At 64.0% G+C, this 22,139-nt stretch carries 23 protein-coding genes and 1 pseudogene; 14 read left to right on the top strand and 10 right to left on the bottom strand.

Going from position 1 to position 22,139, the window contains the following annotated elements; translation table 11 throughout:
* Window positions 1-58: 58 nt before the first annotated feature.
* The 3 genes from rsxB (at window position 59) to HDG37_RS07670 (ending at window position 2,222) form a co-directional block, all read left to right on the top strand.
* Entirely contained in the window at window positions 59-955 is an 897-nt protein-coding gene (gene rsxB / locus HDG37_RS07680; RefSeq protein ID WP_184045802.1) for an electron transport complex subunit RsxB, read from the top strand.
* Window positions 956-998: 43 nt separating this feature from the next.
* Window positions 999-1,643, top strand: coding sequence for an endonuclease III (gene nth, locus HDG37_RS07675; RefSeq protein ID WP_184021540.1), 645 nt, complete (start codon window positions 999-1,001; stop codon window positions 1,641-1,643).
* A gap of 144 nt (window positions 1,644-1,787) precedes the next feature.
* On the top strand, window positions 1,788-2,222 hold the full coding sequence (locus HDG37_RS07670; protein ID WP_018419890.1) for a DUF1841 family protein: 435 nt from the start codon (window positions 1,788-1,790) through the stop codon (window positions 2,220-2,222).
* A gap of 126 nt (window positions 2,223-2,348) precedes the next feature.
* Here the strand turns inward: HDG37_RS07670 and HDG37_RS07665 are convergent, their stop codons facing one another.
* Together HDG37_RS07665 and HDG37_RS07660 are read right to left on the bottom strand one after the other, a co-directional pair.
* Complete coding sequence (locus HDG37_RS07665; RefSeq protein WP_184009617.1) at window positions 2,349-2,729, bottom strand: c-type cytochrome; 381 nt, start codon at window positions 2,727-2,729, stop codon at window positions 2,349-2,351.
* A 46-nt stretch (window positions 2,730-2,775) separates the two neighbouring features.
* Window positions 2,776-3,144 (bottom strand): c-type cytochrome, encoded by a 369-nt coding sequence (locus HDG37_RS07660; protein ID WP_184045800.1) that lies wholly within the window; start codon window positions 3,142-3,144, stop codon window positions 2,776-2,778.
* A gap of 315 nt (window positions 3,145-3,459) precedes the next feature.
* Between HDG37_RS07660 and HDG37_RS07655 the strand changes: the two genes are divergently transcribed.
* The 5 genes from HDG37_RS07655 (at window position 3,460) to HDG37_RS07635 (ending at window position 8,631) form a co-directional block, all read left to right on the top strand.
* On the top strand, window positions 3,460-4,302 hold the full coding sequence (locus HDG37_RS07655) for a MoxR family ATPase (RefSeq protein ID WP_090803635.1): 843 nt from the start codon (window positions 3,460-3,462) through the stop codon (window positions 4,300-4,302).
* Window positions 4,303-4,330: 28 nt separating this feature from the next.
* Window positions 4,331-5,506 carry a VWA domain-containing protein gene (locus HDG37_RS07650; protein WP_184045798.1) on the top strand — a complete coding sequence of 392 codons (1,176 nt, stop codon included), beginning with the start codon at window positions 4,331-4,333 and terminating at the stop codon, window positions 5,504-5,506.
* 61 nt (window positions 5,507-5,567) lie between these two features.
* Window positions 5,568-6,788 carry a benzoate/H(+) symporter BenE family transporter gene (locus tag HDG37_RS07645; protein ID WP_184045796.1) on the top strand — a complete coding sequence of 407 codons (1,221 nt, stop codon included), beginning with the start codon at window positions 5,568-5,570 and terminating at the stop codon, window positions 6,786-6,788.
* A 214-nt stretch (window positions 6,789-7,002) separates the two neighbouring features.
* Complete coding sequence (gene tal / locus HDG37_RS07640; protein WP_184045794.1) at window positions 7,003-7,956, top strand: transaldolase; 954 nt, start codon at window positions 7,003-7,005, stop codon at window positions 7,954-7,956.
* A gap of 255 nt (window positions 7,957-8,211) precedes the next feature.
* The gene (locus tag HDG37_RS07635) at window positions 8,212-8,631 is read left to right on the top strand and encodes a VOC family protein (RefSeq protein WP_090805641.1); all 420 of its coding nucleotides are present in this window, start codon (window positions 8,212-8,214) and stop codon (window positions 8,629-8,631) included.
* A gap of 27 nt (window positions 8,632-8,658) precedes the next feature.
* Here the strand turns inward: HDG37_RS07635 and HDG37_RS07630 are convergent, their stop codons facing one another.
* The 4 genes from HDG37_RS07630 to HDG37_RS07615 all read right to left on the bottom strand — a co-directional run bounded on the left by HDG37_RS07630 (window position 8,659) and on the right by HDG37_RS07615 (window position 12,931).
* Window positions 8,659-9,783 carry an FUSC family protein gene (locus tag HDG37_RS07630; RefSeq protein ID WP_184045792.1) on the bottom strand — a complete coding sequence of 375 codons (1,125 nt, stop codon included), beginning with the start codon at window positions 9,781-9,783 and terminating at the stop codon, window positions 8,659-8,661.
* A gap of 128 nt (window positions 9,784-9,911) precedes the next feature.
* Window positions 9,912-11,462: a monocarboxylate uptake permease MctP gene (mctP, locus tag HDG37_RS07625; protein ID WP_184045790.1), complete on the bottom strand. Its 1,551-nt coding sequence runs from the start codon at window positions 11,460-11,462 to the stop codon at window positions 9,912-9,914.
* Complete coding sequence (locus HDG37_RS07620; protein WP_184045788.1) at window positions 11,459-11,701, bottom strand: DUF3311 domain-containing protein; 243 nt, start codon at window positions 11,699-11,701, stop codon at window positions 11,459-11,461. Before HDG37_RS07620 ends, mctP begins: the two co-directional genes overlap by 4 nt.
* A gap of 294 nt (window positions 11,702-11,995) precedes the next feature.
* A complete protein-coding gene (locus tag HDG37_RS07615; RefSeq protein ID WP_184045786.1) occupies window positions 11,996-12,931 on the bottom strand; it encodes a spermidine synthase in 936 nt (311 codons plus the stop codon).
* Window positions 12,932-13,331: 400 nt separating this feature from the next.
* On the opposite strand from HDG37_RS07615, the pseudogene HDG37_RS07610 reads away from it, so the two are divergent.
* Window positions 13,332-13,622 (top strand): annotated as a pseudogene (locus HDG37_RS07610) (flagellar motor protein MotB); the annotation flags it as partial.
* A 90-nt stretch (window positions 13,623-13,712) separates the two neighbouring features.
* Here the strand turns inward: HDG37_RS07610 and HDG37_RS07605 are convergent.
* Complete coding sequence (locus HDG37_RS07605; RefSeq protein ID WP_184045784.1) at window positions 13,713-15,953, bottom strand: NADP-dependent isocitrate dehydrogenase; 2,241 nt, start codon at window positions 15,951-15,953, stop codon at window positions 13,713-13,715.
* Window positions 15,954-16,208: 255 nt separating this feature from the next.
* On the opposite strand from HDG37_RS07605, the gene HDG37_RS07600 reads away from it, so the two are divergent.
* The 5 genes from HDG37_RS07600 (at window position 16,209) to HDG37_RS07580 (ending at window position 18,710) form a co-directional block, all read left to right on the top strand.
* Window positions 16,209-16,487, top strand: a complete 279-nt coding sequence (locus tag HDG37_RS07600) for a Sir2 family NAD-dependent protein deacetylase (protein ID WP_184045782.1) — start codon at window positions 16,209-16,211, stop codon at window positions 16,485-16,487.
* Window positions 16,480-16,773, top strand: a complete 294-nt coding sequence (locus HDG37_RS07595; protein WP_184045780.1) for a contact-dependent growth inhibition system immunity protein — start codon at window positions 16,480-16,482, stop codon at window positions 16,771-16,773. Before HDG37_RS07600 ends, HDG37_RS07595 begins: the two co-directional genes overlap by 8 nt.
* Before the next feature lie 141 nt (window positions 16,774-16,914).
* The gene (locus HDG37_RS07590) at window positions 16,915-17,742 is read left to right on the top strand and encodes an AraC family transcriptional regulator (RefSeq protein ID WP_184045778.1); all 828 of its coding nucleotides are present in this window, start codon (window positions 16,915-16,917) and stop codon (window positions 17,740-17,742) included.
* Between the two features lie 81 nt (window positions 17,743-17,823).
* Window positions 17,824-18,225 (top strand): cupin domain-containing protein, encoded by a 402-nt coding sequence (locus tag HDG37_RS07585; protein WP_184009588.1) that lies wholly within the window; start codon window positions 17,824-17,826, stop codon window positions 18,223-18,225.
* The gene (locus HDG37_RS07580; RefSeq protein ID WP_260332791.1) at window positions 18,216-18,710 is read left to right on the top strand and encodes a GNAT family N-acetyltransferase; all 495 of its coding nucleotides are present in this window, start codon (window positions 18,216-18,218) and stop codon (window positions 18,708-18,710) included. Before HDG37_RS07585 ends, HDG37_RS07580 begins: the two co-directional genes overlap by 10 nt.
* Before the next feature lie 25 nt (window positions 18,711-18,735).
* On the opposite strand, the gene HDG37_RS07575 is transcribed toward HDG37_RS07580, so the two are convergent.
* The 3 genes from HDG37_RS07575 to htpG all read right to left on the bottom strand — a co-directional run bounded on the left by HDG37_RS07575 (window position 18,736) and on the right by htpG (window position 22,029).
* Window positions 18,736-19,227, bottom strand: a complete 492-nt coding sequence (locus HDG37_RS07575) for a DNA-deoxyinosine glycosylase (RefSeq protein ID WP_184045776.1) — start codon at window positions 19,225-19,227, stop codon at window positions 18,736-18,738.
* Window positions 19,227-19,943 carry a chorismate lyase gene (locus HDG37_RS07570; protein WP_184045774.1) on the bottom strand — a complete coding sequence of 239 codons (717 nt, stop codon included), beginning with the start codon at window positions 19,941-19,943 and terminating at the stop codon, window positions 19,227-19,229. Before HDG37_RS07570 ends, HDG37_RS07575 begins: the two co-directional genes overlap by 1 nt.
* A gap of 187 nt (window positions 19,944-20,130) precedes the next feature.
* Window positions 20,131-22,029 (bottom strand): molecular chaperone HtpG, encoded by a 1,899-nt coding sequence (gene htpG / locus HDG37_RS07565; RefSeq protein ID WP_184045772.1) that lies wholly within the window; start codon window positions 22,027-22,029, stop codon window positions 20,131-20,133.
* Window positions 22,030-22,139 lie beyond the last annotated feature (110 nt).

Below are 22,139 nucleotides of genomic sequence, written 5' to 3'. Positions count from 1 at the left end.
ATAATGTGCTATTTAGTTCAGGTCGTGCGATCGCACGGCAAACCCCCGCGCCGCAACCGTGACAGACGTCAAAACACTCGCGGATCGCATCGAAGATCTGCTGCCCCAAACGCAATGCACGAAGTGCGGTTATCCCGCATGCCGTCCGTATGCCGAAGCCGTCGCCAACGGCGAGGCGAACTATAACCAGTGCCCGCCCGGCGGCGCCGAGGGCATCGCGCGCCTCGCCGCGCTGCTCGGCAAACCGGTGATTCCGCTCAATTCGGCCAATGGCGTCGAACGTCCGCGTCCGTTGGCGGTTATCGACGAACAGGTATGCATCGGCTGCACGCTGTGCATGCAGGCGTGTCCGGTCGACGCGATAGTTGGCGCACCGAAACAGATGCACACCGTGGTCGCCGAGTTATGCACCGGCTGCGACCTGTGCGTGCCGCCCTGCCCGGTCGACTGCATCACGATGCTCCCCGTGACCGGCGAGGCCACCGGCTGGGATGCATGGAGCCAGAGCCACGCGGACGCGGCGCGGGCGCGTCATAACCGCCACGAGACCCGTCGCGCGCGCGAGCGCGACGCCGCCGAAGCGCGCGCTGCGGCGCGGCGAGCCGCAAGCGCGCCGCCGGCTGCGCCGGACGCGGTTGCGGCAAGCGGCGCGACAGTGCCGTCCGAGGCTCCCGCCGCCCCGATTGCGGACGACGCGGAAGCGAAGAAACGCGCGATCATCCAGGCCGCGCTCGACCGCGCGCGCAAGAAGAAGGAAGACTTGGCCGCGAAAGGCGAGGGACCGCTGAACACCGAGAACGTCAGCGCCGACGTGCAGGCACAGATCGACGCCGCCGAAGCGCGCCGCCGCCGTCTCGGTCTTGCAAGCGGTGGCGACACGCCCGGCTCGGAGCAGCAGTCCGACGAGTCAAATGAGTCCAATCCGCCGTCCAACTCGCCGCCAACCGCGCGCTGACCATGCCGACGCAACCCGGCCCACTCACACGGACCCGCTCCGCATGAACGCGAACAAACGCCGCGCGATCTACGAAACGCTTCAGAGCCTCAATCCGCATCCGACCACCGAGCTCGAGTACACGACGCCGTTCGAACTGCTGATCGCGGTGCTGTTGTCGGCGCAGGCGACCGACGTGTCGGTCAACAAGGCGATGCGCAGGATGTTTCCGGTCGCGAACACGCCGCAGAAGGTGTTCGACCTCGGCGAGGAAGGCGTCGCGAGCTATATCAGGACGATCGGTCTGTATCGCACGAAGGCGAAGAACGTGATCGCGACCTGCCGCATTCTGCTCGACCGGTACGGCGGCGAGGTGCCGGAGGATCGCGAGGCACTCGAAGGGCTGCCCGGTGTCGGCCGCAAAACGGCCAACGTGATCCTGAACACCGCATTCGGCCATCCGACCATCGCTGTCGACACGCACATTTTCCGCGTCGCCAACCGCACCGGCCTCGCGCCCGGCAAGGACGTGCGCGCGGTCGAAGCGGCACTCGAAAAATTCACGCCCGCCGAATTCAGGCAGGATGCGCACCACTGGCTGATCCTGCATGGACGCTACGTGTGCAAGGCGCGCCGCCCCGAATGCTGGCATTGCGCGATCGAGCCGCTGTGCGAGTTCCGGCCGAAGACCCCGCCACCCGATCTATAAGGCCGGCCCAGCTCGAAACCCGAGGCCGTGCGGCGCGCCTGCAGCCCACTCGGCCGCCGCGTAAAATAGTGCCTTACGCGCAGCGCGCACTGCGGACCCGCACCGTCGCGCTCCGCGCCTCCACTCCCACGCACCGGTTCCACGATGTTCAATCCCAGCCGCGACGAAGTTCGCCTCTTTTTCACCGACACCTGGCGCAAACAGCGCCAGGGCGAGATTTTGACGCCGCTCGAGGCGATCGCCGCCGACTGGATCGTCGAGCATCCCGAATATCACGCCGATCTCGCCGATGGTCCCGCCGCCCAGGCGCAGGACTATTCGCCGGAGCGCGGCCAGACCAATCCGTTCCTGCACCTGTCGATGCACCTGGCGATCTCCGAGCAGTTGTCGATCGATCAGCCGCCCGGCATTCGAGCCGCGCATGAGCGGCTCGCCGCGCGCCTCGGCTCGACGCACGAGGCGCAGCACGCGATCATGGACTGCCTCGGCGAAACCATCTGGGAAGCGCAGCGCACCGGCACGCCGCCGGACACGGACGCGTATCTGCAGCGCATCGAACGGCGCGCGACGCGCGACTGAGGCGACTGGAAACTCCGGCGCGGCACGACGCCAGCACGCCGAGGTACGACGCCCTCAAAGCAAAACACCCCGCCAAGGCGGGGTGTTTTGCTTTTGAAGCTTCGGCGCGAAATCCGCGCCCGACGCTTACTTTTTCTGCACGAGGTCGCCCTTTAGCGATTCGACGTAAGCGGCGATGTCCTTCATGTCGCCTAGCGACAGGCTCTGCACCTGTGCCTGCATGATCGCGTTGTTGCGGCCGAGGTGTGGATTGCCAGTACCCATCTGGTACTGACGCAGCGCCCAGAAGACATAGTCGGCGTGCTGACCGGCCAGCTTCGGATACTCCGGGCTCACCGGCTTGTTCAGGTTGGGACCGTGGCAGGCCGCGCAGTTGTGGCTGTCGGCGAGCACCTTACCGTTGCCGGCGTCGGCCGCGTGTGCTGCGTTCGCTGCGGCCAGACCGATGACCGCCGCCGCGCCGACCGCCTTGAATACCGTGTGGAGTGCCTGTTGGGGCTTGATCATGAAATCTCCTATCCCGCGAATTGGATGTGCTAGTGACCGACGCCGATCACTTGTCGGGATTGTTTTTCGAAGCGGCAGTTTGCGCTGCGTAGTACGCGGCGACATCGGCAATGTCCTGATCCGACAGCGTCACCGCGATCGCATGCATCGTGGCGAAATGGCGGTCGCCCTTCTTGTAGGCGCGCAGCGCGTTTTCGAGGTACGCCTGATTCTGGCCACCAAGCTTCGGCACGCGGAAAACCTCTGGATAAGCCGTGCGGTATTCGGGGATGCCGTGGCAGCCGATACACATCGCGACCTTGTCCTGGCCCGCCTTGGCATTGCCTACGACATCCGCTGCCTGCGCATTGGCCGCATACCCCGCGAGCACCGACAGCGCTGCGATCACGACGTGTTTGCCGACGAATTTATTCATAGATGTAACCTGGCTTGAGGGGAAACGGGTGCCCACAAAGGCAGCGGTCCGCGCCGTTCTTCTTGTAGGGTAGCCACGCAGGCCAAAAAAATCGGGCTCATTGTACCGCGCCGCCGCGCCGAACGTCCACCAGACACGGGGCCGCGCAACGCCCGCCGGGACGGGCGCCACGCCATGACCGCGGCGGCTTCGCAACGACGCCACAGCGGCACCGCCGCCGCGTCACTGCGCGGCTGACACCATACGTGAGGCGGTTTCAGGCCAACAGGCCTTCTGACTTATACTGGGTTTTTTCCCGCACAAGAGCATCTCGTCATGCGTTTCGAAGGCTCATCGCAGTACGTCGCCACCGACGACCTCAAGCTCGCGGTCAACGCCGCGATGACGCTCAAGCGTCCGCTGCTGATCAAGGGCGAACCCGGCACCGGCAAGACCATGCTCGCCGAGGAAGTCGCCGCCGCGCTCGGCATGCCGCTCTTGCAATGGCACATCAAGTCGACCACCAAGGCACAGCAGGGGCTGTACGAATACGACGCGGTGTCGCGTCTGCGCGATTCGCAGCTCGGCGACGAGCGCGTGAAGGACATCCGCAACTACATCGTCAAGGGCGTGCTGTGGCAGGCGTTCGAATCGGACGAGCAGAGCGTGCTGCTGATCGACGAGATCGACAAAGCCGACATCGAATTCCCGAACGACCTGCTGCGCGAACTCGACCGCATGGAGTTCTACGTGTACGAGACGCGCGAGCTGGTGCGCGCCAGACATCGCCCGCTCGTGATCATCACGTCGAACAACGAGAAGGAGTTGCCCGACGCGTTCCTGCGCCGCTGCTTCTTCCACTACATCAGGTTTCCGGATGCGACGACGATGCAGCAGATCGTCGACGTGCATTACCCCGGCATCAAGAAGGATCTGCTCGCCGCGGCGCTGCAGAGCTTCTTCGAGCTGCGCAACGTCGCGGGGCTGAAGAAGAAGCCGTCCACCTCCGAACTGCTCGACTGGCTCAAGCTGCTGCTCGCCGAAGACATTCCGCCCGAAGCACTGCGCTCGGCCGATCAGAAGCAGATCGTGCCGCCCCTGCACGGCGCGCTGCTGAAGAACGAACAGGACGTGAGCCTGTTCGAGCGGCTGCTGTTCATGAACCGCAACAACCGTTGAGCGGGCGCCGCGCCGCAGGACATCCAGCATGCTGATCGACTTTTTCTACTCGCTGCGCGCCGCCCGCCTGCCGGTCTCGGTGAAGGAATACCTGACGCTGCTCGAAGCGCTGAAGGCCAACGTGATCGCGCCGTCGCTCGACGAGTTCTACTACCTCTCGCGCATCACGCTCGTGAAGGACGAGCAGTACTTCGACAAGTTCGACCAGGCGTTCGGCGCCTTTTTCAACGGTGTCGCGGCGACCTCGGAGCTCGCGTTCGAGATTCCGCCCGACTGGCTGAAGAAGAAGCTGCAACGCGATCTGTCGCCCGAGGAGAAGGCGCAGATCGAGGCGATGGGCGGCATCGACAAGCTGATGGAGCGCCTGAAGGAACTGTTCGACGAGCAGAAAGAGCGCCACGAGGGCGGCAACAAGTGGATCGGCACGGGCGGCACGTCGCCGTTCGGTCACGGCGGCTACAACCCCGAAGGCGTGCGCATCGGCGGCGACGCGGCCGGCAATCGCACGGCCGTCAAGGTATGGGAAGCGCGCGCGTATCGCGACTACGACGACCAGGTCGAAATCGGCACGCGCAACATCAAGGTCGCGTTGCGACGGTTGCGCCGGTTCGCCCGCGAAGGCGCCGCGGAAGAACTCGACCTGCCCGACACGATCCGCAGCACCGCCGCGAACGCCGGCTGGCTCGATCTGAAGATGGTGCCCGAGCGGCACAACAACGTGAAGGTGCTGATGCTGCTCGACGTCGGCGGCTCGATGGACGATCACGTGAAGCGCACCGAGGAGCTGTTCTCCGCCGCGAAGGCCGAGTTCAAGCACCTCGAGTTCTACTACTTCCACAACTGCGTGTACGACTTCCTGTGGAAGCACAACCGCCGCCGCCACGCCGAGCGCGCACCGACGTGGGACGTGCTGCACAAGTTCACGCCCGACTACAAGCTGATCTTCGTCGGCGACGCGACGATGAGCCCGTACGAAGTGTTGCAGCCCGGCGGCTCGGTCGAGTACAACAACGCCGAGGCCGGCGCGGTGTGGTTGCGCCGGCTCGCCGATCACTTCCCGCACTTCGCGTGGCTGAACCCGGAGCCGGAAGCGCTGTGGCCGTACCGGCAGTCGGTCAGCGCGATCCGCGAAGTGCTGGGCCACCGCATGTATCCGCTGACGCTCGCGGGCCTCGAGACGGCCATGCGGGTGCTGAGCAAGTAACGCCCGCCGCTCCAGAATCCACGTCCCGACGCTTCAACTTCCACAACAAGAAAGCCTTCGCATGAGTTCGTCCCCGTCGCCCCAGCTGTCCCCCGCCGCCACGTCGCCCAGGCGCTTCAATCCGCTCGCCGATACGTCGCTGTCGACGATCGTCGCGGGCTTCGTCGCGGCGATGACCGGCTACACGAGCTCGCTCGTGCTGATGTTTCAGGCGGGCCAGGCCGCGCATCTGAGCGACGCGCAGATTTCGTCGTGGATCTGGGCGCTGTCGATCGGCATGGGCCTGTGCACGATCGGCCTGTCGCTGCGCTTTCGCGCGCCGATCGTGATCGCGTGGTCGACGCCGGGCGCGGCGCTGCTGGTGTCGTCGCTGCCGCATGTCGAGTATGCGCAGGCGATCGGCGCATTTATCTTCTGCGCGGCGCTGCTGACGCTGGTCGGCGTCACCGGCTGGTTCGACGCGCTGATGAAGCGGATTCCGTCCGGCCTTGCGGCAGCGCTGCTCGCGGGCATCCTGTTCGAGATCGGCATCGAGATTTTCCGTGCCGCGCAGTACCAGACCGCGCTCGTGCTGACGATGTTCTTTACCTACCTGATCGTCAAACGGTTCGTGCCGCGTTATGCGATTCCGACCACGCTCGTGGCAGGCACCGCAGCCGCCGGCGGCCTCGGGCTGCTCGACTTCAGCCACTTTCACGTCGCGCTCGCGCACCCGGTGCTGACGATGCCGTCGTTTTCGGTGGCGGCTTGCGTGAGCATCGGCATTCCGCTGTTCGTGGTCGCGATGGCCTCGCAGAACGTGCCGGGCATCGCGGTGCTGCGCGCCGACGGCTATACGACCCCGTCCGCGCCGCTGATCGCGACGACCGGCGTCGCGTCGCTGCTACTCGCGCCGTTCGGTTCTCACGGCATCAATCTTGCCGCGATCACGGCGGCGATCTGCACCGGCCCTGAAGCGCACGAAAACTCCGCCAGGCGCTACACAGCGGCCGTATGGGGCGGCATTTTCTATCTGCTCGCGGGCGTGTTCGGCGCGACGATCGCCGCGCTGTTCGCGGCGTTCCCGAAGGAGTTGGTCGTGTCGGTCGCGGCACTCGCGCTGTTCGGCTCGATCATGAGCGGGCTCGCCAATGCGATGCAGGATATGAGGCAGCGGGAGGCGGCGCTCGTCACGTTCATGGTGACCGCCTCGGGGCTCACACTGCTATCGATCGGCTCGGCGTTCTGGGGGCTCGTCGCCGGCGTGGTGACGCAAGTCGTGCTGAACGCGCGGCGCGCGTGAACGGATATCCCCGCCCGGCTGTCCATACGCGGTGTTCATACCGTCCTCGGCGATCCGCCATAGAATAGATGTATCCGGCAGCGTTTCCCAAGCCATCGTGGGACGCGCTGCGGCTTGACCCGCGGCCGCCGGCGCCGGCTCATTTCTCCTGCCGGCGCGGCGGCGTCCTCACTTCTCCTGAACCATGGCGCACACGCGCCCTGAAGGCCCGAACATGACAACCGCACTCGACCAACTCAAGCAATACACCACCGTGGTGGCCGACACCGGCGACTTCCAGCAGCTCGCGCAGTACAAGCCGCGCGATGCGACCACCAATCCGTCGCTGATTCTGAAGGCCGTGCAGAAAGACGACTACCGGCCGCTGCTCGAAAAGACCGTGAAGGCGCATGCGTCGAAGCCGCCCGGCGCGATCATCGACCAGTTGCTGATCGCCTTCGGCACCGAAATCCTGAAGATCATCCCGGGGCGGGTGTCGACCGAAGTCGACGCGCGCCTGTCGTTCGACGTCGAAGGCTCGATCGCGAAAGGCCGCGAGCTGATCGCGCTGTACAAGGAACACGGCATCGAGCGCGACCGCGTGCTGATCAAGCTCGCGTCGACGTGGGAAGGCGTGCGCGCGGCCGAGGTGCTGCAGAAGGAAGGCATCCACTGCAACATGACGCTGCTGTTTTCGCTCGTGCAGGCCGCCGCCGCCGCGGAAGCTGGCGCGCAGCTGATCTCGCCGTTCGTCGGCCGCATCTACGACTGGTACAAGAAGAACGCCGGCAGCGCGTGGGACGAAGCGAAAGACGGCGGCGCCAACGATCCGGGCGTCAAGTCGGTGCGCCGCATCTACGCGTACTACAAGAAGTTCGGCTACAAGACCGAGGTGATGGGCGCGAGCTTTCGCACGACCTCGCAGATTCTGGAACTGGCCGGCTGCGATCTGCTGACGATCAGCCCCGACCTGCTGCAGAAACTGCACGAGAGCACCGACAAGGTCGAACGCAAGCTGTCGCCGGAGACATCGCACGACGCGGACATCGAGCGCGTGCCGGTCGACGAGAAGTCGTTCCGCTTCCTCCTCAACGACGAAGCGATGGCGACCGAGAAGCTCTCCGAAGGCATCCGCACGTTCGCCGCGGACGCGGTGAAGCTGGAAAAACTGATCGACACGCTGCGCTGAGGCGCTGGAGGACGCGGGCATGGCTGGCTGAGTGACGCTCACGCTCGCCGCGCGGCTCCGCGCGAATGCCATCCATGACAGGCGGCGCTGGACCTCACGGTTCAGCGCCGCTTCTCGTTTACGCTGCGTCGCCACTGGCGACATAGCGTCACGATCGACGCGCCGCCACCGACTACAATCGAACTCGACGCCTCTCCCCACCGCCGCTGGCGAGGAACGACGGCGCCCGCCCAACGCCTGACCATGGAGACGATCATGTACGTTCAGCCCTATGTGTTCTTCAACGGCCGTTGCCAGGAAGCGCTCGATTACTACACCGACAAGCTCGGCGCCCAGGTGACCTTCAAGATGCTGTTCAAGGAAGCGCCGCCGGACGCGCACAATCCGCCACGCCCCGAACTCGCCGACAAGATCATGCACGCGAGCGTGCAGTTGGGCTCGAGCACGTGGATGGCTTCCGACGGCAACTGCGATCCGGCGGCCGGCCCGTTCAATGGCTTCAGTCTGTCGCTGACCGTCGATGACGGCGCGTCGGCGGAAAAATGCTTCAACGCGCTCGCCGATGGCGGCCAGGTCGTGATGCCGTTCCAGCAAACGTTCTGGAGCAAGGGCTTCGGAATGGTGGTGGACCGCTTCGGCATGATGTGGATGGTCACGCTGCCGCCGCAGGTTTGAGGCTTAGGGGCAGGCCAGCGCTAGCACCTACCTACCACGCGTCGCCCGCTCGTGCCGCTCGATGTTCCAGTTCGGCTCGGTCTCCAGCAATAGCGCGCGCAACCGGTCTACCTGCTCCGCGAGCCGCTGACCGAGCCAGTACGGCCCTTGCCAGTCGGGCGGCAACGCGGTGGCCACGTCGCCGCGCCCCTTCGCGAGCGGCGCCGCGGCCGGAATGCCAAAGCGCGACGGACGGCCGAAACGCAGCCCGCGCGCGGTGGACAACAGGATCGCCCGCACGGCGCGCACCTCGGCGCCGCAATGCGCTGCATAGGCGGTGCGCGCGGCGGCATCGGCGTTCATCAGCGGCCCCGTGGCAAGCAGTTCCAGCGAGCTGAGCACCGAGCGATGCAGCCGCTGGATCTCCTCGAGCCTCGACTGCGGCACGTCGATTTCCTTCGCGACCGACGGCATCAGCGAGCGCAGTTGCACGAGCCGCTTGTTGATCCGCAGGAAGCGCTTGATCTGCTCCTCCGCGGTGATCGTTTCGCCGTCGAGCAGCCGCGCGTAGATGCCCGCGCATTCGCGCAGATTAGCGGCGAGGCCGTAGCGCCACGAATACGTCGCGTGCAGCGGAAACGCGAACGAAAACGCCAGCGCGATGACGATACCGATCAGCACGTTCAGCGTGCGCCACAGGCCGACGTCGATCAGATTGTCGCCGTGGCCCGCGACGATGCACATCGTGATGGCGGTCAGGAGCCCGATATAGCCGGACGAGCCAATCGCGAACCACGCGCAGATCGACGCGATGATCGCCTCCAGCCCATAGGTGAGCGGCAGCGAACCGATGAAGTGCTGTTGCACGATCAGCAGGAGCCCGATCGATGCGCCGAGCAGCGTACCGGCCGCGCGTTCGGCCGCTTTCTTGCGGATATTGCCGTGATGCTGCAAGCCGCCGATCACGACCAGCAGCGTCACCGACGACCAGATTCCGTGCGGAATATCGATGCCGGTCGTCGCGAGAATCGACACCAGCATCGCGAGGCCGACGCGCAGGCTATGCAGCACCTTGGCGTGCCGGTAGCGGTAGTACGGCGACGTGACCGCGCGCACCATCCGGCTGAGCGCCGCGCGGCGGGAAATCAAGGTGGGAGTATCGGCAGCAGCCATGGCGGCGCGCGGCGAACGCGTGAAAGGACGGTTCCGCTATCCTGCCCTGGAGTGCCCCGCAAACACAAACGCCCGCCAACTTCCGTCGGCGGGCGTTGCGTGTTTCAGAACGTGATCTGCAGCTGGAATCAGCCTTCGACGATGTCCAGGTAGTCCTCCGGATGCGTACGGTCCTCGGCGCGCTGCATGCCCACCGCGCGCACGACCAAGCTCACGACGACCGACACCACGAGGTTCACGACCAGCGACCACACGGCCGCATAGCCCGGAATCGCCATGCCGAACAGATGGATCGTGAAGATCGAGCTCGCGAGGTTCAACGAAATCGCCATCCACGTGCCGGTCGCGATACCTGCCGCCCAGCCGAGCAACAGACCCCGGTAGTCGAGCACGCGCGTGTAGAGACCCAGCACGATCGCCGGCAGCGTCTGGATGATCCAGATCCCGCCGAGCAGTTGCAACTGGATCGCGTACGTGAGCGGCAGACCGAGAATGAACGCCACCGCGCCGACCTTGACGATCAGCGACACCAGCTTCGCGACGTTGGTCTCCTGCTCGTGCGTCATGTTGCGGTTGACGAACTCCTTGTGCACGTTGCGCGTGTACAGGTTCGCCGCCGCGATCGACATGATCGCCGCCGGCACCAGCGCGCCGATACCGATCGCCGCGAACGCGACGCCGACGAACCACGACGGGAAGAAGTGCAGGAACAGCGCCGGCACTGCGAAGTTCGGGCCGAAGGCCTTGAAGTACGGCGCGAACTCCGGCATGTCCTTCACGCCGGCCGCGAGCGCCATGAAGCCGAGCAGCGCGAGCAGGCCGAGCACCAGCGAATACGCCGGCAGCAACGCCATGTTGCGGCGGATCGTGTTGCCCGACTTCGACGACAGCACCGCGGTGATCGAGTGCGGATACAGGAACAGCGCGAGCGCCGAACCCACCGCGAGCGTCGCGTAGGCGCTATAGCCGTTCAGGCTCGACACGTCCGGCGACTTCAGCAGCAGCTTGGCCGGCGGGACCGCGGCGAAGATATGGCCGAAGCCGCCCAGCTGCGGCGGAATCACGATGATCGCGGCGAAGATCGTCACGTAGATCAGGATATCCTTGACGACCGCGATCATGGCCGGCGCGCGCAGGCCCGACGTGTACGTGTAGGCCGCGAGGATCGCGAATGCGATGATCAGCGGCAGATCGCCGACGAAGCCGGTCGTGTCGAAACCGAGCGCGCCGATCACCACTTCGATACCGACGAGTTGCAGAGCGATGTACGGCATCGTCGCGACGATGCCGGTGACCGCGACGGCGAGCGCGAGCATGCGGCTGCCGTAGCGGGCCGACACGAAGTCCGCCGAGGTCACGTAGCCGTGCCGCTTCGCGACGCTCCACAGCTTCGGGAACACGACGAACGCGAACGGATAGATCAGGATCGTGTACGGCAGCGCGAAGAAGCCCGTTGCGCCCGCACCGAACACGAGCGCCGGCACCGCGATGAACGTGTAGGCGGTGTACAGGTCGCCGCCGAGCAGGAACCACGTGACGATCGTGCCGAAGCGCCGGCCGCCGAGACCCCACTCTTCGAGATGCGCGAGATCGCCGCGCCGCCAGTGGGCCGCGACGAAGCCGAGAATCGTGACGCCGATGAAAAACAGAACGAAGACGAAAGTTGCAATGGGGTTCATCGTTTGGCGCCCCCGTTCGTGCGACCCGTATAGCGGGACCTGGTCTTCGAATAGACGAACGCGGTGATGACCGCGCTGATCAGCACCCACAGCAGCTGATACCAGTAGAAGAACGGGAAATCGAACAGCTGCGGCTCGATCCGGTTGTAGGACGGCACCCAGATCATCGCGATCCACGGTAGCAGCAATAGCCAGAGCCAGTGCTTGCTGGCTTTCTTCACGTCGGCGTCGTGAGCCATGACGTCTCCTGTTTCCTATTTAGAATTTATCTGCCCGCGGTCGACGGGAGGTGGGACTCAGCGGGTGGTCGTCCCGCGGTCAGCCACGGGCTCCCCGAAAGCTTCGAAAGAGTATAGGAGTGGCGAACTCCCGGTCAAGCAGGGACGACCCGAGGCGCGTCGGCGTCCAACAACGCGACGAAGCGCCAACGATGCAGTCTGGATGACGTTGCGGCGTAGACGTGAAAAAAATACCGGAAGCAAAGCGGCCGTGCCGACCGATACGCCGGTACGGCCGCTTCATTCGTGCGCTGATCAGATTGCAAACGATGCGCCCGTCTGCCCCGTCGATTCGCGCAGGCCCTTGATCCATTTGCGCGCCGGCAAGCCGAGCTCGGCTTCGATCAGCTTCGCGCGCGCCTCTAGCGCGGTGAACGGCACGTCGAGCGCGGGGCCCGAGAACGCGATCGCGATACGGTTGCCGTCGTGCACTTCGGGCAGCGCGACGACGCGCCCGTCGAAGGCTTCGTTCAGACGCTTCATGTTGCGCACGAAGCTCGGATGATCGCCGAACAGATTCACCGTGACGATGCCCGCATCGGTCAGACACGCACGTGCCGCACGGTAAAAGCCGACGCTGTCGAGTACCGGGCCGCGCGCGGTCGCGTCGTAGACGTCGATCTGCAGCGCGCCGATGGTGCCGTGGTTCGCGCTCTCGTTGACGAAGTCCCACGCGTCGCTTTCATGCACGGCCAGACGCGGGTCGTCGGGCGGCAGTTCGAACATCGTGCGCGCGGCCACGACGACCGCCGGATTCAGTTCGACGGCCTCGACCTTCGCGCTCTTCAGGAAGCGGTGCGCGAACTTGGTCAGCGACGCGGCGCCGAGCCCGAGCTGCACGATGCGCTTCGGCGTTTCGAGGAATAGCAGCCAGGCCATCATCTGCTGCGCGTATTCGAGTTCGATGTGATCGGGCTTGCGTAGACGCATCGCGCCTTGCACCCATTCCGTGCCGAAATGCAGGTAGCGCACGCCGCCCTCTTCGGAGAACGTCACCGGTGCGAAGCGCGGCTTGCGCGGCGCTTCGATTTGCGGCGCGTCGTGTGCGTCGTGCTCGACGGTGCCGCTCGCGTTGCGCGTGGATTTGGGCGCCTTTTTGCGGGCCATTTGCTGTTTACCGCCGATGGCTTGGGCGTCACGGTTACGGAAAGCGCGCGCCTCGGCCGAAGCGCGCTTGATCAGATTCGTCATGTAGGGATGTCGCGCAACAGGCGCAATATTTTTGCTCGAACGAGAGCATAGCATTCGCTGCGGTTCGCTCATTCAAATCGACCGCTCACAAACTGCTTTCAACGAACTCACAACACGCCCACGACGAAGCCGAATTTAGTTCGGCATCCTCGAAGAACCAAAAATTTTTGCGGCCGCTGGTTCGCGACCAACCCGCGCCATTACGCGACGCGCAAACGATTCACGTGGCGCTTTATCGCCGTTCTCCGTCACCAGCCGCAGCTTGCAGCGCATTTCCTCCTGGTGCAGCGCCCGGCGAGATCATCTATTCCGAGGGCTACTCGGGTGAGCCGTGGTCTTTCTGATCACGGAGGGCAAGGTCGAACTTTCTACTCGCTGCGACGACAAGAAGGTCGTCGATTCGTTCGATGTACTCAATCAGATCGCGCAGGGACTGCAACAGGATGCGACGGGGAATGTGCTCGTCGAGGGGCATACCGACAGTGTGCCGATTTCGACCGCGAAGTATGCGTCCAACTGGGAGCTGTCGTCGGCTCGCGCGGGGGCCGTGGTCAGGTATCTGGTCGAGCGCGGGATCGAGCCGCATCGGCTGGCCGCGATCGGTCGGGCGGACAATTTTCCGCTGGTCGCCGGCAATGACGCGGCGGCAAGAGCGGCCAACCGGCGGGTCGCGATCGTCGTGCAGTATTGAACGCGTTCGCCGGTAGCATTGGCCGCCCTTCCCTGCTACGAGCCGCCCGCCGGCGGCTCGTCTTCACATCACCTCACTTCACGCATCACGTCATTCGACGCGTACCGCCCCGAGCGCCTCGTTCAGCGTGCGGCTCGGCCGCATCACCTCTTCGAGCTTGTTGAAGTCCGGCTTGTAATAGCCGCCGATGTCCGCCGGCGCGCCCTGCACCGACGCGAGCTCCGCCACGATCACCTGCTCGTTGGCGGTCAGCTGCGTCGCGAGCGGCGCGAACTGTGCGGCGAGCGCGGCGTCGTCCGTTTGCGCGGCCAGCTCCTGCGCCCAGTACATCGCCAGATAGAACTGGCTGCCGCGATTGTCGAGCTCGCCCGTCTTCGGGCTCGGGCTGCGATTGTTGTCGAGCAGCTTGCCGGTTGCGGTGTCGAGCGTCTTCGCGAGGACCTTCGCCCGGTTGTTGCCGGTCTTGATGCCCAGTTCTTCGAGCGACGCCGCGAGCGCGAGGAACTCGCCGAGCGAGTCCCAACGCAGATGGTTCTCTTCGACGAGCTGCTTCACATGCTTCGGCGCCGAACCGCCCGCGCCGGTCTCGTACATGCCGCCGCCCGCCATCAACGGCACGATCGACAGCATCTTCGCGCTCGTGCCCAGCTCCATGATCGGGAACAGGTCGGTCAGATAATCGCGCAGGATGTTGCCGGTAACCGAGATCGTATCGAGCCCGCGCACAACGCGCTCGAGCGTGTAACGCATCGCGCGCACCTGCGACATGATCTGGATGTCGAGGCCCGTGGTGTCGTAATCCTTCAGGTAGGCCTCGACCTTCCTGATCAGCTCCGCTTCGTGCGGGCGATACGGGTCGAGCCAGAACACCGCGGGCATGCCGGAATTGCGCACGCGCGTGACCGCGAGCTTGACCCAATCGCGGATCGCCGCGTCCTTCACCTCGCACATGCGCCAGATGTCGCCCTGCTCGACGTTCTGCGTGAGCAGCACCTCGCCGCTGGCTAGATCGACGATGCGCGCCTCGCCGTCTTCCGGCACTTCGAAAGTCTTGTCGTGCGAGCCGTATTCTTCCGCCTTCTGCGCCATCAGGCCGACGTTCGGCACGGTGCCCATCGTGACCGGATCGAACGCGCCGTTGGTCTTGCAGAAGTTGATAATCTCCTGGTAGATGCGCGCGAACGTGCTCTCCGGGATCACCGCCTTGGTGTCTTTCGGACGACCGTCGGCGCCCCACATCTTGCCGCCGAGGCGAATCATCGCCGGCATCGAGGCATCGACGATCACGTCGTTCGGCGCGTGCAGGTTCGAGATGCCCTTCGCCGAATCGACCATCGCCAGTTCCGGACGATGCTCGTGGCATGCGTGCAGGTCGCGGATCACCTCCTCGCGCTGCGATTCCGGCAGCGTCTCGAGCTTCTCGTACAGATTGACGAGGCCGTTGTTGACGTTCACGCCAAGTTCCTCGAACAGCTTGCCGTGCTTCGCGAACGCGTCCTTGTAGAACACCTTCACCGCGTGGCCGAAGACGATCGGGTGCGAGATCTTCATCATCGTCGCCTTCACGTGCAGCGACAGCATCATGCCGGTCTTGCGCGCATCTTCCATCTGGTCTTCATAGAACTCTAGGAGCGCCTTCCTGCTCATGAACATGCTGTCGATGATCTCGCCGTCCTGCAGCGCGACCTTCGGCTTCAGCACGATCGTCTTGCCGTTCTTCGTGACGAGTTCCATCTTTACGTCGCGCGCGCGATCGAGCGTCATCGATTTTTCGCCGTGATAGAAGTCGCCGTGCCGCATGTGCGCGACGTGCGTGCGCGACGCCATGCTCCATTCGGCCATGCTGTGCGGGTGCTTGCGGGCGTAGTTCTTCACCGCGGCCGGCGCGCGACGGTCCGAGTTGCCCTCGCGCAGCACCGGGTTCACCGCGCTGCCGAGACACTTCGAGTAGCGCTGACAAATCGCCTTCTGTTCGTCGGTCTTCGGATCTTCCGGATAGTCGGGCACCTTGTAGCCCTTCGCCTGCAGTTCCCTGATCGCGCTCGTCAGTTGCGGCACCGATGCGCTGATGTTGGGCAGCTTGATGATGTTGGTGTCGGGTAACGAGGTCAGGCGACCGAGTTCCGCGAGGTTGTCGGGCACCCGCTGCGCTTCGGTCAGAAACTCGGGAAACTCGCCGAGGATGCGGCCCGCGACCGAGATGTCGCTGGTCTCGACCTCGATGCCGGCCGGCCTGGTGAAGGTCCGGATGATCGGCAGGAACGCGGCCGTCGCAAGCAGCGGCGCCTCGTCGGTGAGGGTGTAGATGATGGTCGGTTGCTGGGTCGTCATTGCTAGGCTCTGGGCGGGCGGTTGAGAGGCATCTCGCACGTGATACGGGCAGGATGCACAAACGTCGATCAGGAAAACGACAACGCTAGGACACAAACGCTGTGCGTGGCGGATGGCGACGCGGGGCCCAGGAACGCCAAAGCGGAACGATTAAGCGAACACGGCGGACTGCGTCGCGCAGCGGGTCGCACGGTTGGATTCTGCCTCATTTTCGGGCTGCGAGGAGAATTTGGAATGTGAACAACGGGAGCACACATGGACACGGCAGAGCAAATGACGATCGCGGCTGACTGGATACGCGAGGCCGACGGCATTCTGATCACGGCGGGCGCAGGCATGGGCGTCGATTCCGGACTACCCGACTTTCGAGGCGATCACGGATTCTGGGCGGCTTATCCGGCGTTCAAGACCGGCGGAATCAATTTCCATGACATTGCCAATGGAACGGCCTTCCTGCGTGATCCGGTCCGCGCATGGGGCTTCTACGGCCATCGGCTCACGCAGACATGGAGTGAAGGCTTATCGTATGGCTGACGGTGACGAATATGGCAATCTGACGGGGTTGATCCGCTCTCGTTTCCACGAAGATTTTGACCTTTTCGGAAACTCAGTAGAAGAACTCGTTTCTTCCTATACCGAGAAAATGTCAACGACCGACAGTGACGCGCTCATATCTGACATAGATTCATTCAAAGCCGACTATCCAGAGACGTTGGACTCAGAGTTCAAGGAGCGGTTTGACCGCCAGTTCGATCGTGTTTTGTGGGGCTACACGACGGCTTCCCTCCTTGATGAAGTAAAACGGTTACTGAGTGAGTAGGCAATTGCTCAGGACCGGACCGCGTCGAGACACTGACGTCAGTCGCGCCATCGTGCATGCCAAGCGTGCGAACATTCGCACCGGTACAATCCTCCGATATCGATGTTTCCGCAGATCTGTCAAACCAAGCCGGAGCGTGTGATGGACGGCGATATCAGCAAAGCCCAATCCGACTGGATTTCCCGTTCGGAATCCACCCACGGAGTCGAACGCATCGAAGCGTTTTTCCACGGCAACGCGTACTCCATGCATCGGCATGACACCTACGCGATCGGCCTGACCCTCGCCGGCGTCCAATGCTTCCATTACCGGCGAGGTTTGCGCACCAGCCTGCCTGGACAGACTATGGTCCTGCATCCCGACGAAGTGCACGACGGTCAGGCCGGCACGAACGAGGGATTTCGTTATCAGATGATTTACGTGCAGCCCGCCGCGATCCAGGAAGTCCTAGGCGGCCGCACCCTGCCCTTCGTCGAAGGCGGCGTCACGACCGATCCGCGCCTGTTCGAAGCCACGCAGACAGCGCTGCGCCAGATGCGTGGCGACGCGGAGCCGCTCGAACGTGACGACGCGCTCGCCGGTCTCGCGCTCGCGCTGGATAACGCCTCGGGCGCGCGGCAGACGCGCAAGTCCGCGGATTTCGCGGCAGCGCAGCGAGCACGCGAATATCTGCACGCATCGTGCACGCACACCGTCACGCTCGATGAACTTGCCGTCGTCAGCGGGCAGGACCGCTGGAGCCTGTCGCGCGATTTCCGAACTTTTTACGGCACCAGCCCCTATCACTACCTGGTCATGCGCCGGCTCGAAGCCGCGCGCGCGATGATGCTGCGCGGCGTTTCCCTCGTGGACGCGGCGGCGGCAGCCGGCTTCGCCGACCAGAGCCACATGACCCGACATTTTCGCCACGCATACGGAATCCCGCCCGCACGTTGGCTCGCGATGACGAGCGATCGGCGCGCCGGCTAACGCAAGCTTGCACGATCGTTCAAGACACTCGCCGGCGGCGGGACTATGCTCTGTTCCAGGTATCACCCGAATGGAGCCACCATGCACAGCGATTCCCAGCCGACACCCGAGCAACGCGGCCAATACAAGACCATCAATCTGCTCGACAAGATCAGTCAGATCGACGACCACTGGCAGCCGCGCGTCGTGGCTGAAATGAATGACTATCAGTTCAAGGTCGTAAAGATAGCCGGCGATTTCGTCTGGCATCGGCATGCCGATACCGACGAGACGTTCATCGTCCTCGCAGGCCGGTTGCGCATCGACTTCCGCGACCGCTCGATCGAACTGTTTCCCGGAGAAATGGCGGTGGTACCAAAGGGAGTCGAGCACAAGCCGTATGCCGAGTCCGAGGTGAAGCTGCTGCTCATCGAGCCGCGCGGCGTCGTCAATACTGGCGATACGACCAACGAAAGAACGGCCGAAAACGACGTATGGATCTGAGAGCCGCCATGCAGACGCCGCGGCCGATCGTTCGCGAAGCCGTTTTCCCCGCCGACACGCACAACCTCGTCGCCGTGATCCGCGAATATGTCCGCTGGCTGGATATGGATCTGTCGTACCGTGGATTCGATGCAGAAATGGACGCGTTCGAACACGTCTATACGCTGCCATCCGGCATGTTCTTCGTCGCCGACGCCGGCGGCGAGTTCGCCGGTTGCGCGGGGCTGCTGCGCCATACGGCAGAGACTGCGGAAATCAAACGGCTCTATGTTCGTGAAGCATTCAGAGGGTTGTCGCTTGGCGAAACGCTGGTCACATCGGTGATCGGGAAAGCGAAGACATTGGGATTCTCGACCCTGGTTCTCGACTCGGTTCCGCAAACCCGTTTTGCACAGCTCATCTACGAGCGGTTAGGGTTCGTCGAAACCGCGCCCTACTACGAGAATCCAGTCGAAGGCACACGGTTTCTTGCGCTGGATCTATGACCGCAAATGGCATCCTGTCGGTCGATCAGACCCAGGTTAGCCGTCGCCATATGTCCAGCTTTTGAGCGTATGAAACCGAGGCATGGGCGGGACTGCTCGATGGCAAACGGACAAGCCGATATTGCTCGCCCCGCTCGCCCAACGCTTTCATCCCGATTTTGGCCGCCGTCCCGCCGTTGAAGGCGATGGTAGCCAGTTTCGGCAGCGTATCGATGAGAGCAATCAGATCGTTGCTGGCATGGTCGCGAATCCGGCTATCCAGGCTTCCTGCTCGACGAGCCTCGGCAACGACATCCCATAGTCCGATATGGTGTTCGAGCAACGTCTCGAGGCGCGTCGAATAGGCCATACCAACCAGATCCCGTTCTATCGCTTCACCGACCAGTAACCAGAATTTGTTCTGCGGGTGTGCGTAGTATTGGCCGTGAGCCAACGACACCTCGCCCGGCAAGCTACCGAGGATCAAGACCCGCGTATCGGCGTCGACGACAGGCGCAAAGCAACGCTTGAACGACATCAACGGCTCCGCTCGTCGGCGCTGCGCGGCACGCTGTGCGCACGCGACGCGGTGTGATCGAGCGGACGACCGTGCTCGCGCACCCGCGCGTGCGCGATATGCGCCGCGCCGGTGCCTGACGCGGCAGCGTGCGCGCGAGCGGCCGCGTCCAACGCACGCAAATGCTCCCACAGTGCCGGCAACATGCATTCGGTCACCATCAAAGGCGCGCCATGCCGCTCGAATACCGAGCGACGCGCCACCAGCGCATGCGGCGCATGCCGATCGCCGCCGTCGATTTGATGCGCGGCCAACCGATACAACGGATGCCGCTGCCCCACCCTGCGGCTCACCAGCGACGAACGCGCGACGCTGCTATCGCTATACAGCAACTCCGCGAGCGGCCGGGTGCGCAGCCGGCGCGTCGCCTGCCAGATGCCGACGCTCGCGGCACGCGGCGTCACGCTATGTGCGGCGACGAACGGCACGCCATCGACCGACAGCACCACTTCGCGCACCCACACCGGCGCGCGCGGCGCGAGTCCGAGCGCGGCGGCTTCGTCGGGCCACGGCAGCGCGACGGCTTCGCGAGTCACGCGCACCGCGACCGCGCCGAGCGCGCGCAGGTGCGCGGTCAGTGAACCGCCGCGGGTCAGCCAGTCTTTCTGGGCGGCGCTGAAAGTGGCCAAAGGCGCAACGCGCCAGTGGGCGTCGGCGGGATCGAAACGGATAGGCATGGTGTCGGATTATAGCGGCGTGCTCCGACGGTAATTTTTCGCGGCAACGACCGCGGCGATCGTGCGCGCTCCTTCAGCCAGGGCCGCCGACGCAAACCAGAAGGCAAAAAAATGCGCTGCCGAAGCAGCGCATTTCTCAACTACCGGGCGTCAATCCAGCAACGACATCAACGCTTCCGGCTTACGCTCAACCCGCGCGCGAAAGCAGCAACGCATTGGTCCGCTTCACGAAGCTCGCCGGATCTTCCAGCGCGCCGCCTTCGGCGAGCAGTGCCTGATCGAACAGCAGATGGCACCAGTCGTCGAAATTCGCGCTATCGGCATGCAGACCCTTCACGAGGGCGTGCTCCGGATTCACTTCGAGAATTGGATGGAACTCAGGCGCCTGCTGGCCCGCGGCCTTCAGCATGCGCTGCAGGTAGCCGCTCATTTCGCCGTCGTCGGCAACGAGGCACGACGGCGAGTCGGTCAGGCGGAACGTCAGACGCACGTCCTTCGCCTTGTCCTTTAACGCTTCCTTCATCTTCTCGACGAGCGGCTTGAACGCTTCGCCGATCTTCTCCTGCGCCTCTTTTTCCTCGTCGTTCAGCGCGCCGAGATCGAGGTCGCCGCGCGCGACGCTTTGCAGCGGCTTGCCGTCGAATTCGTTGAGGAACGACAGCATCCATTCATCCACCCGATCGGTCAGCAACAGCACTTCGACGCCCTTCTTGCGGAACACTTCGAGATGCGGGCTGTTCGACGCGGCCTGCCACGTGTCGGCGGTCACGTAGTAGATCTTCGTCTGCTCGGGCTTCATGCGAGCGACGTAGTCGGCCAGCGACACGGTCTGCTCGGCCGTGCCCGTATGCGTCGTCGCAAAGCGCACGAGCTTCGCGACGCGCTCGCGATTGGCGAAGTCCTCGCCGATACCTTCCTTCAGCACCTGGCCGAATTCCTTCCAGAAGCCCGAGTACTTTTCCTTATCAGCGTCGTTGTCCGCGTTGGCCAGTTCTTCCAGCATCGACAGCGCGCGCTTCGTCACGCCTTCGCGGATCGCCTTCACGTCGCGGCTTTCCTGCAGGATTTCGCGCGACACGTTGAGCGGCAGATCGGCCGAATCGACCACACCCTTCACGAAGCGCAGGTACGTGGGCAGCAGTTGCTCGGCGTCGTCCATGATGAACACGCGCTTCACGTACAGCTTCAGTCCGCCGCGCTGCTCGCGGTTCCACAGATCGAACGGCGCGTGCGCCGGCACGTACAGCAGTTGCGTGTACTCGCTGCGGCCTTCGACGCGGTTATGCGTCCACGTCAGCGGATCTTGATGATCGTGCGAGATGTGCTGGTAGAACTGCTTGTATTGCTCGTCGGTGATGTCGTTCTTCGAACGGGTCCACAGCGCGCTCGCCTGGTTGACGGTCTCGTCCTCGTCCTTCGTGACCATCTCGCTCTTTTCCGCGTCCCACTCTTCCTTCTTCATCAGGATCGGCAGCGCGACGTGGTCCGAGTACTTCTGGATGATCGACTTCAGCCGATACGACGACAGCAGTTCGTCCTCATCGGCACGCAGATGCAGCGTGATGGTCGTGCCGCGCGCGGCGCGCTCGATCGTCTCGACCGCGAAATCGCCTTCGCCTGCGCTTTCCCAGCGCACGCCCTCCGAGGCCGGCAAACCGGCGCGGCGCGTCTCGACGGTGATCTTGTCCGCGACGATGAAGCCCGAGTAGAAGCCGACGCCAAACTGGCCGATCAGCGCCGCGTCCTTCTGCTGGTCGCCCGACAGCTTGCCGAAGAATTCCTTGGTGCCCGAACGCGCGATCGTGCCGAGGTGCGCGATCGTCTCGTCGCGGCTCATGCCGATGCCGTTGTCGTCGATCGTGACGGTGCGCGCGGCCTTGTCGAACGACACCCGAATCCGCAGGTTCGTTTCGTTCTCGTACAGCGCGCTGTTTTCGATCGCCTCGAAGCGCAGCTTGTCGGCCGCGTCGGACGCGTTCGAAATCAGCTCGCGCAGAAAGATTTCCTTGTTGCTGTATAGCGAATGAATCATCAGTTGCAGAAGTTGCTTCACTTCTGCCTGAAAGCTCATGGTTTCCTGTGCCATGGTCGGACTTCCTCTCTGTTGCGAATTGGGGGATGAGCGGCGGCCGAAGCGGATTCCAACCGCGGTTCGGGCTCGCCGTGCCGGAGCGCCGGACCGCCGGAGCGCCGGAC

This window comes from Paraburkholderia sp. MM5384-R2 (genome assembly GCF_014201025.1).
GTDB lineage: Bacteria > Pseudomonadota > Gammaproteobacteria > Burkholderiales > Burkholderiaceae > Paraburkholderia > Paraburkholderia tuberum.
Note: the sequence above shows the minus strand (reverse complement) of the source record. Positions and strands in the feature narration are given on the sequence as shown.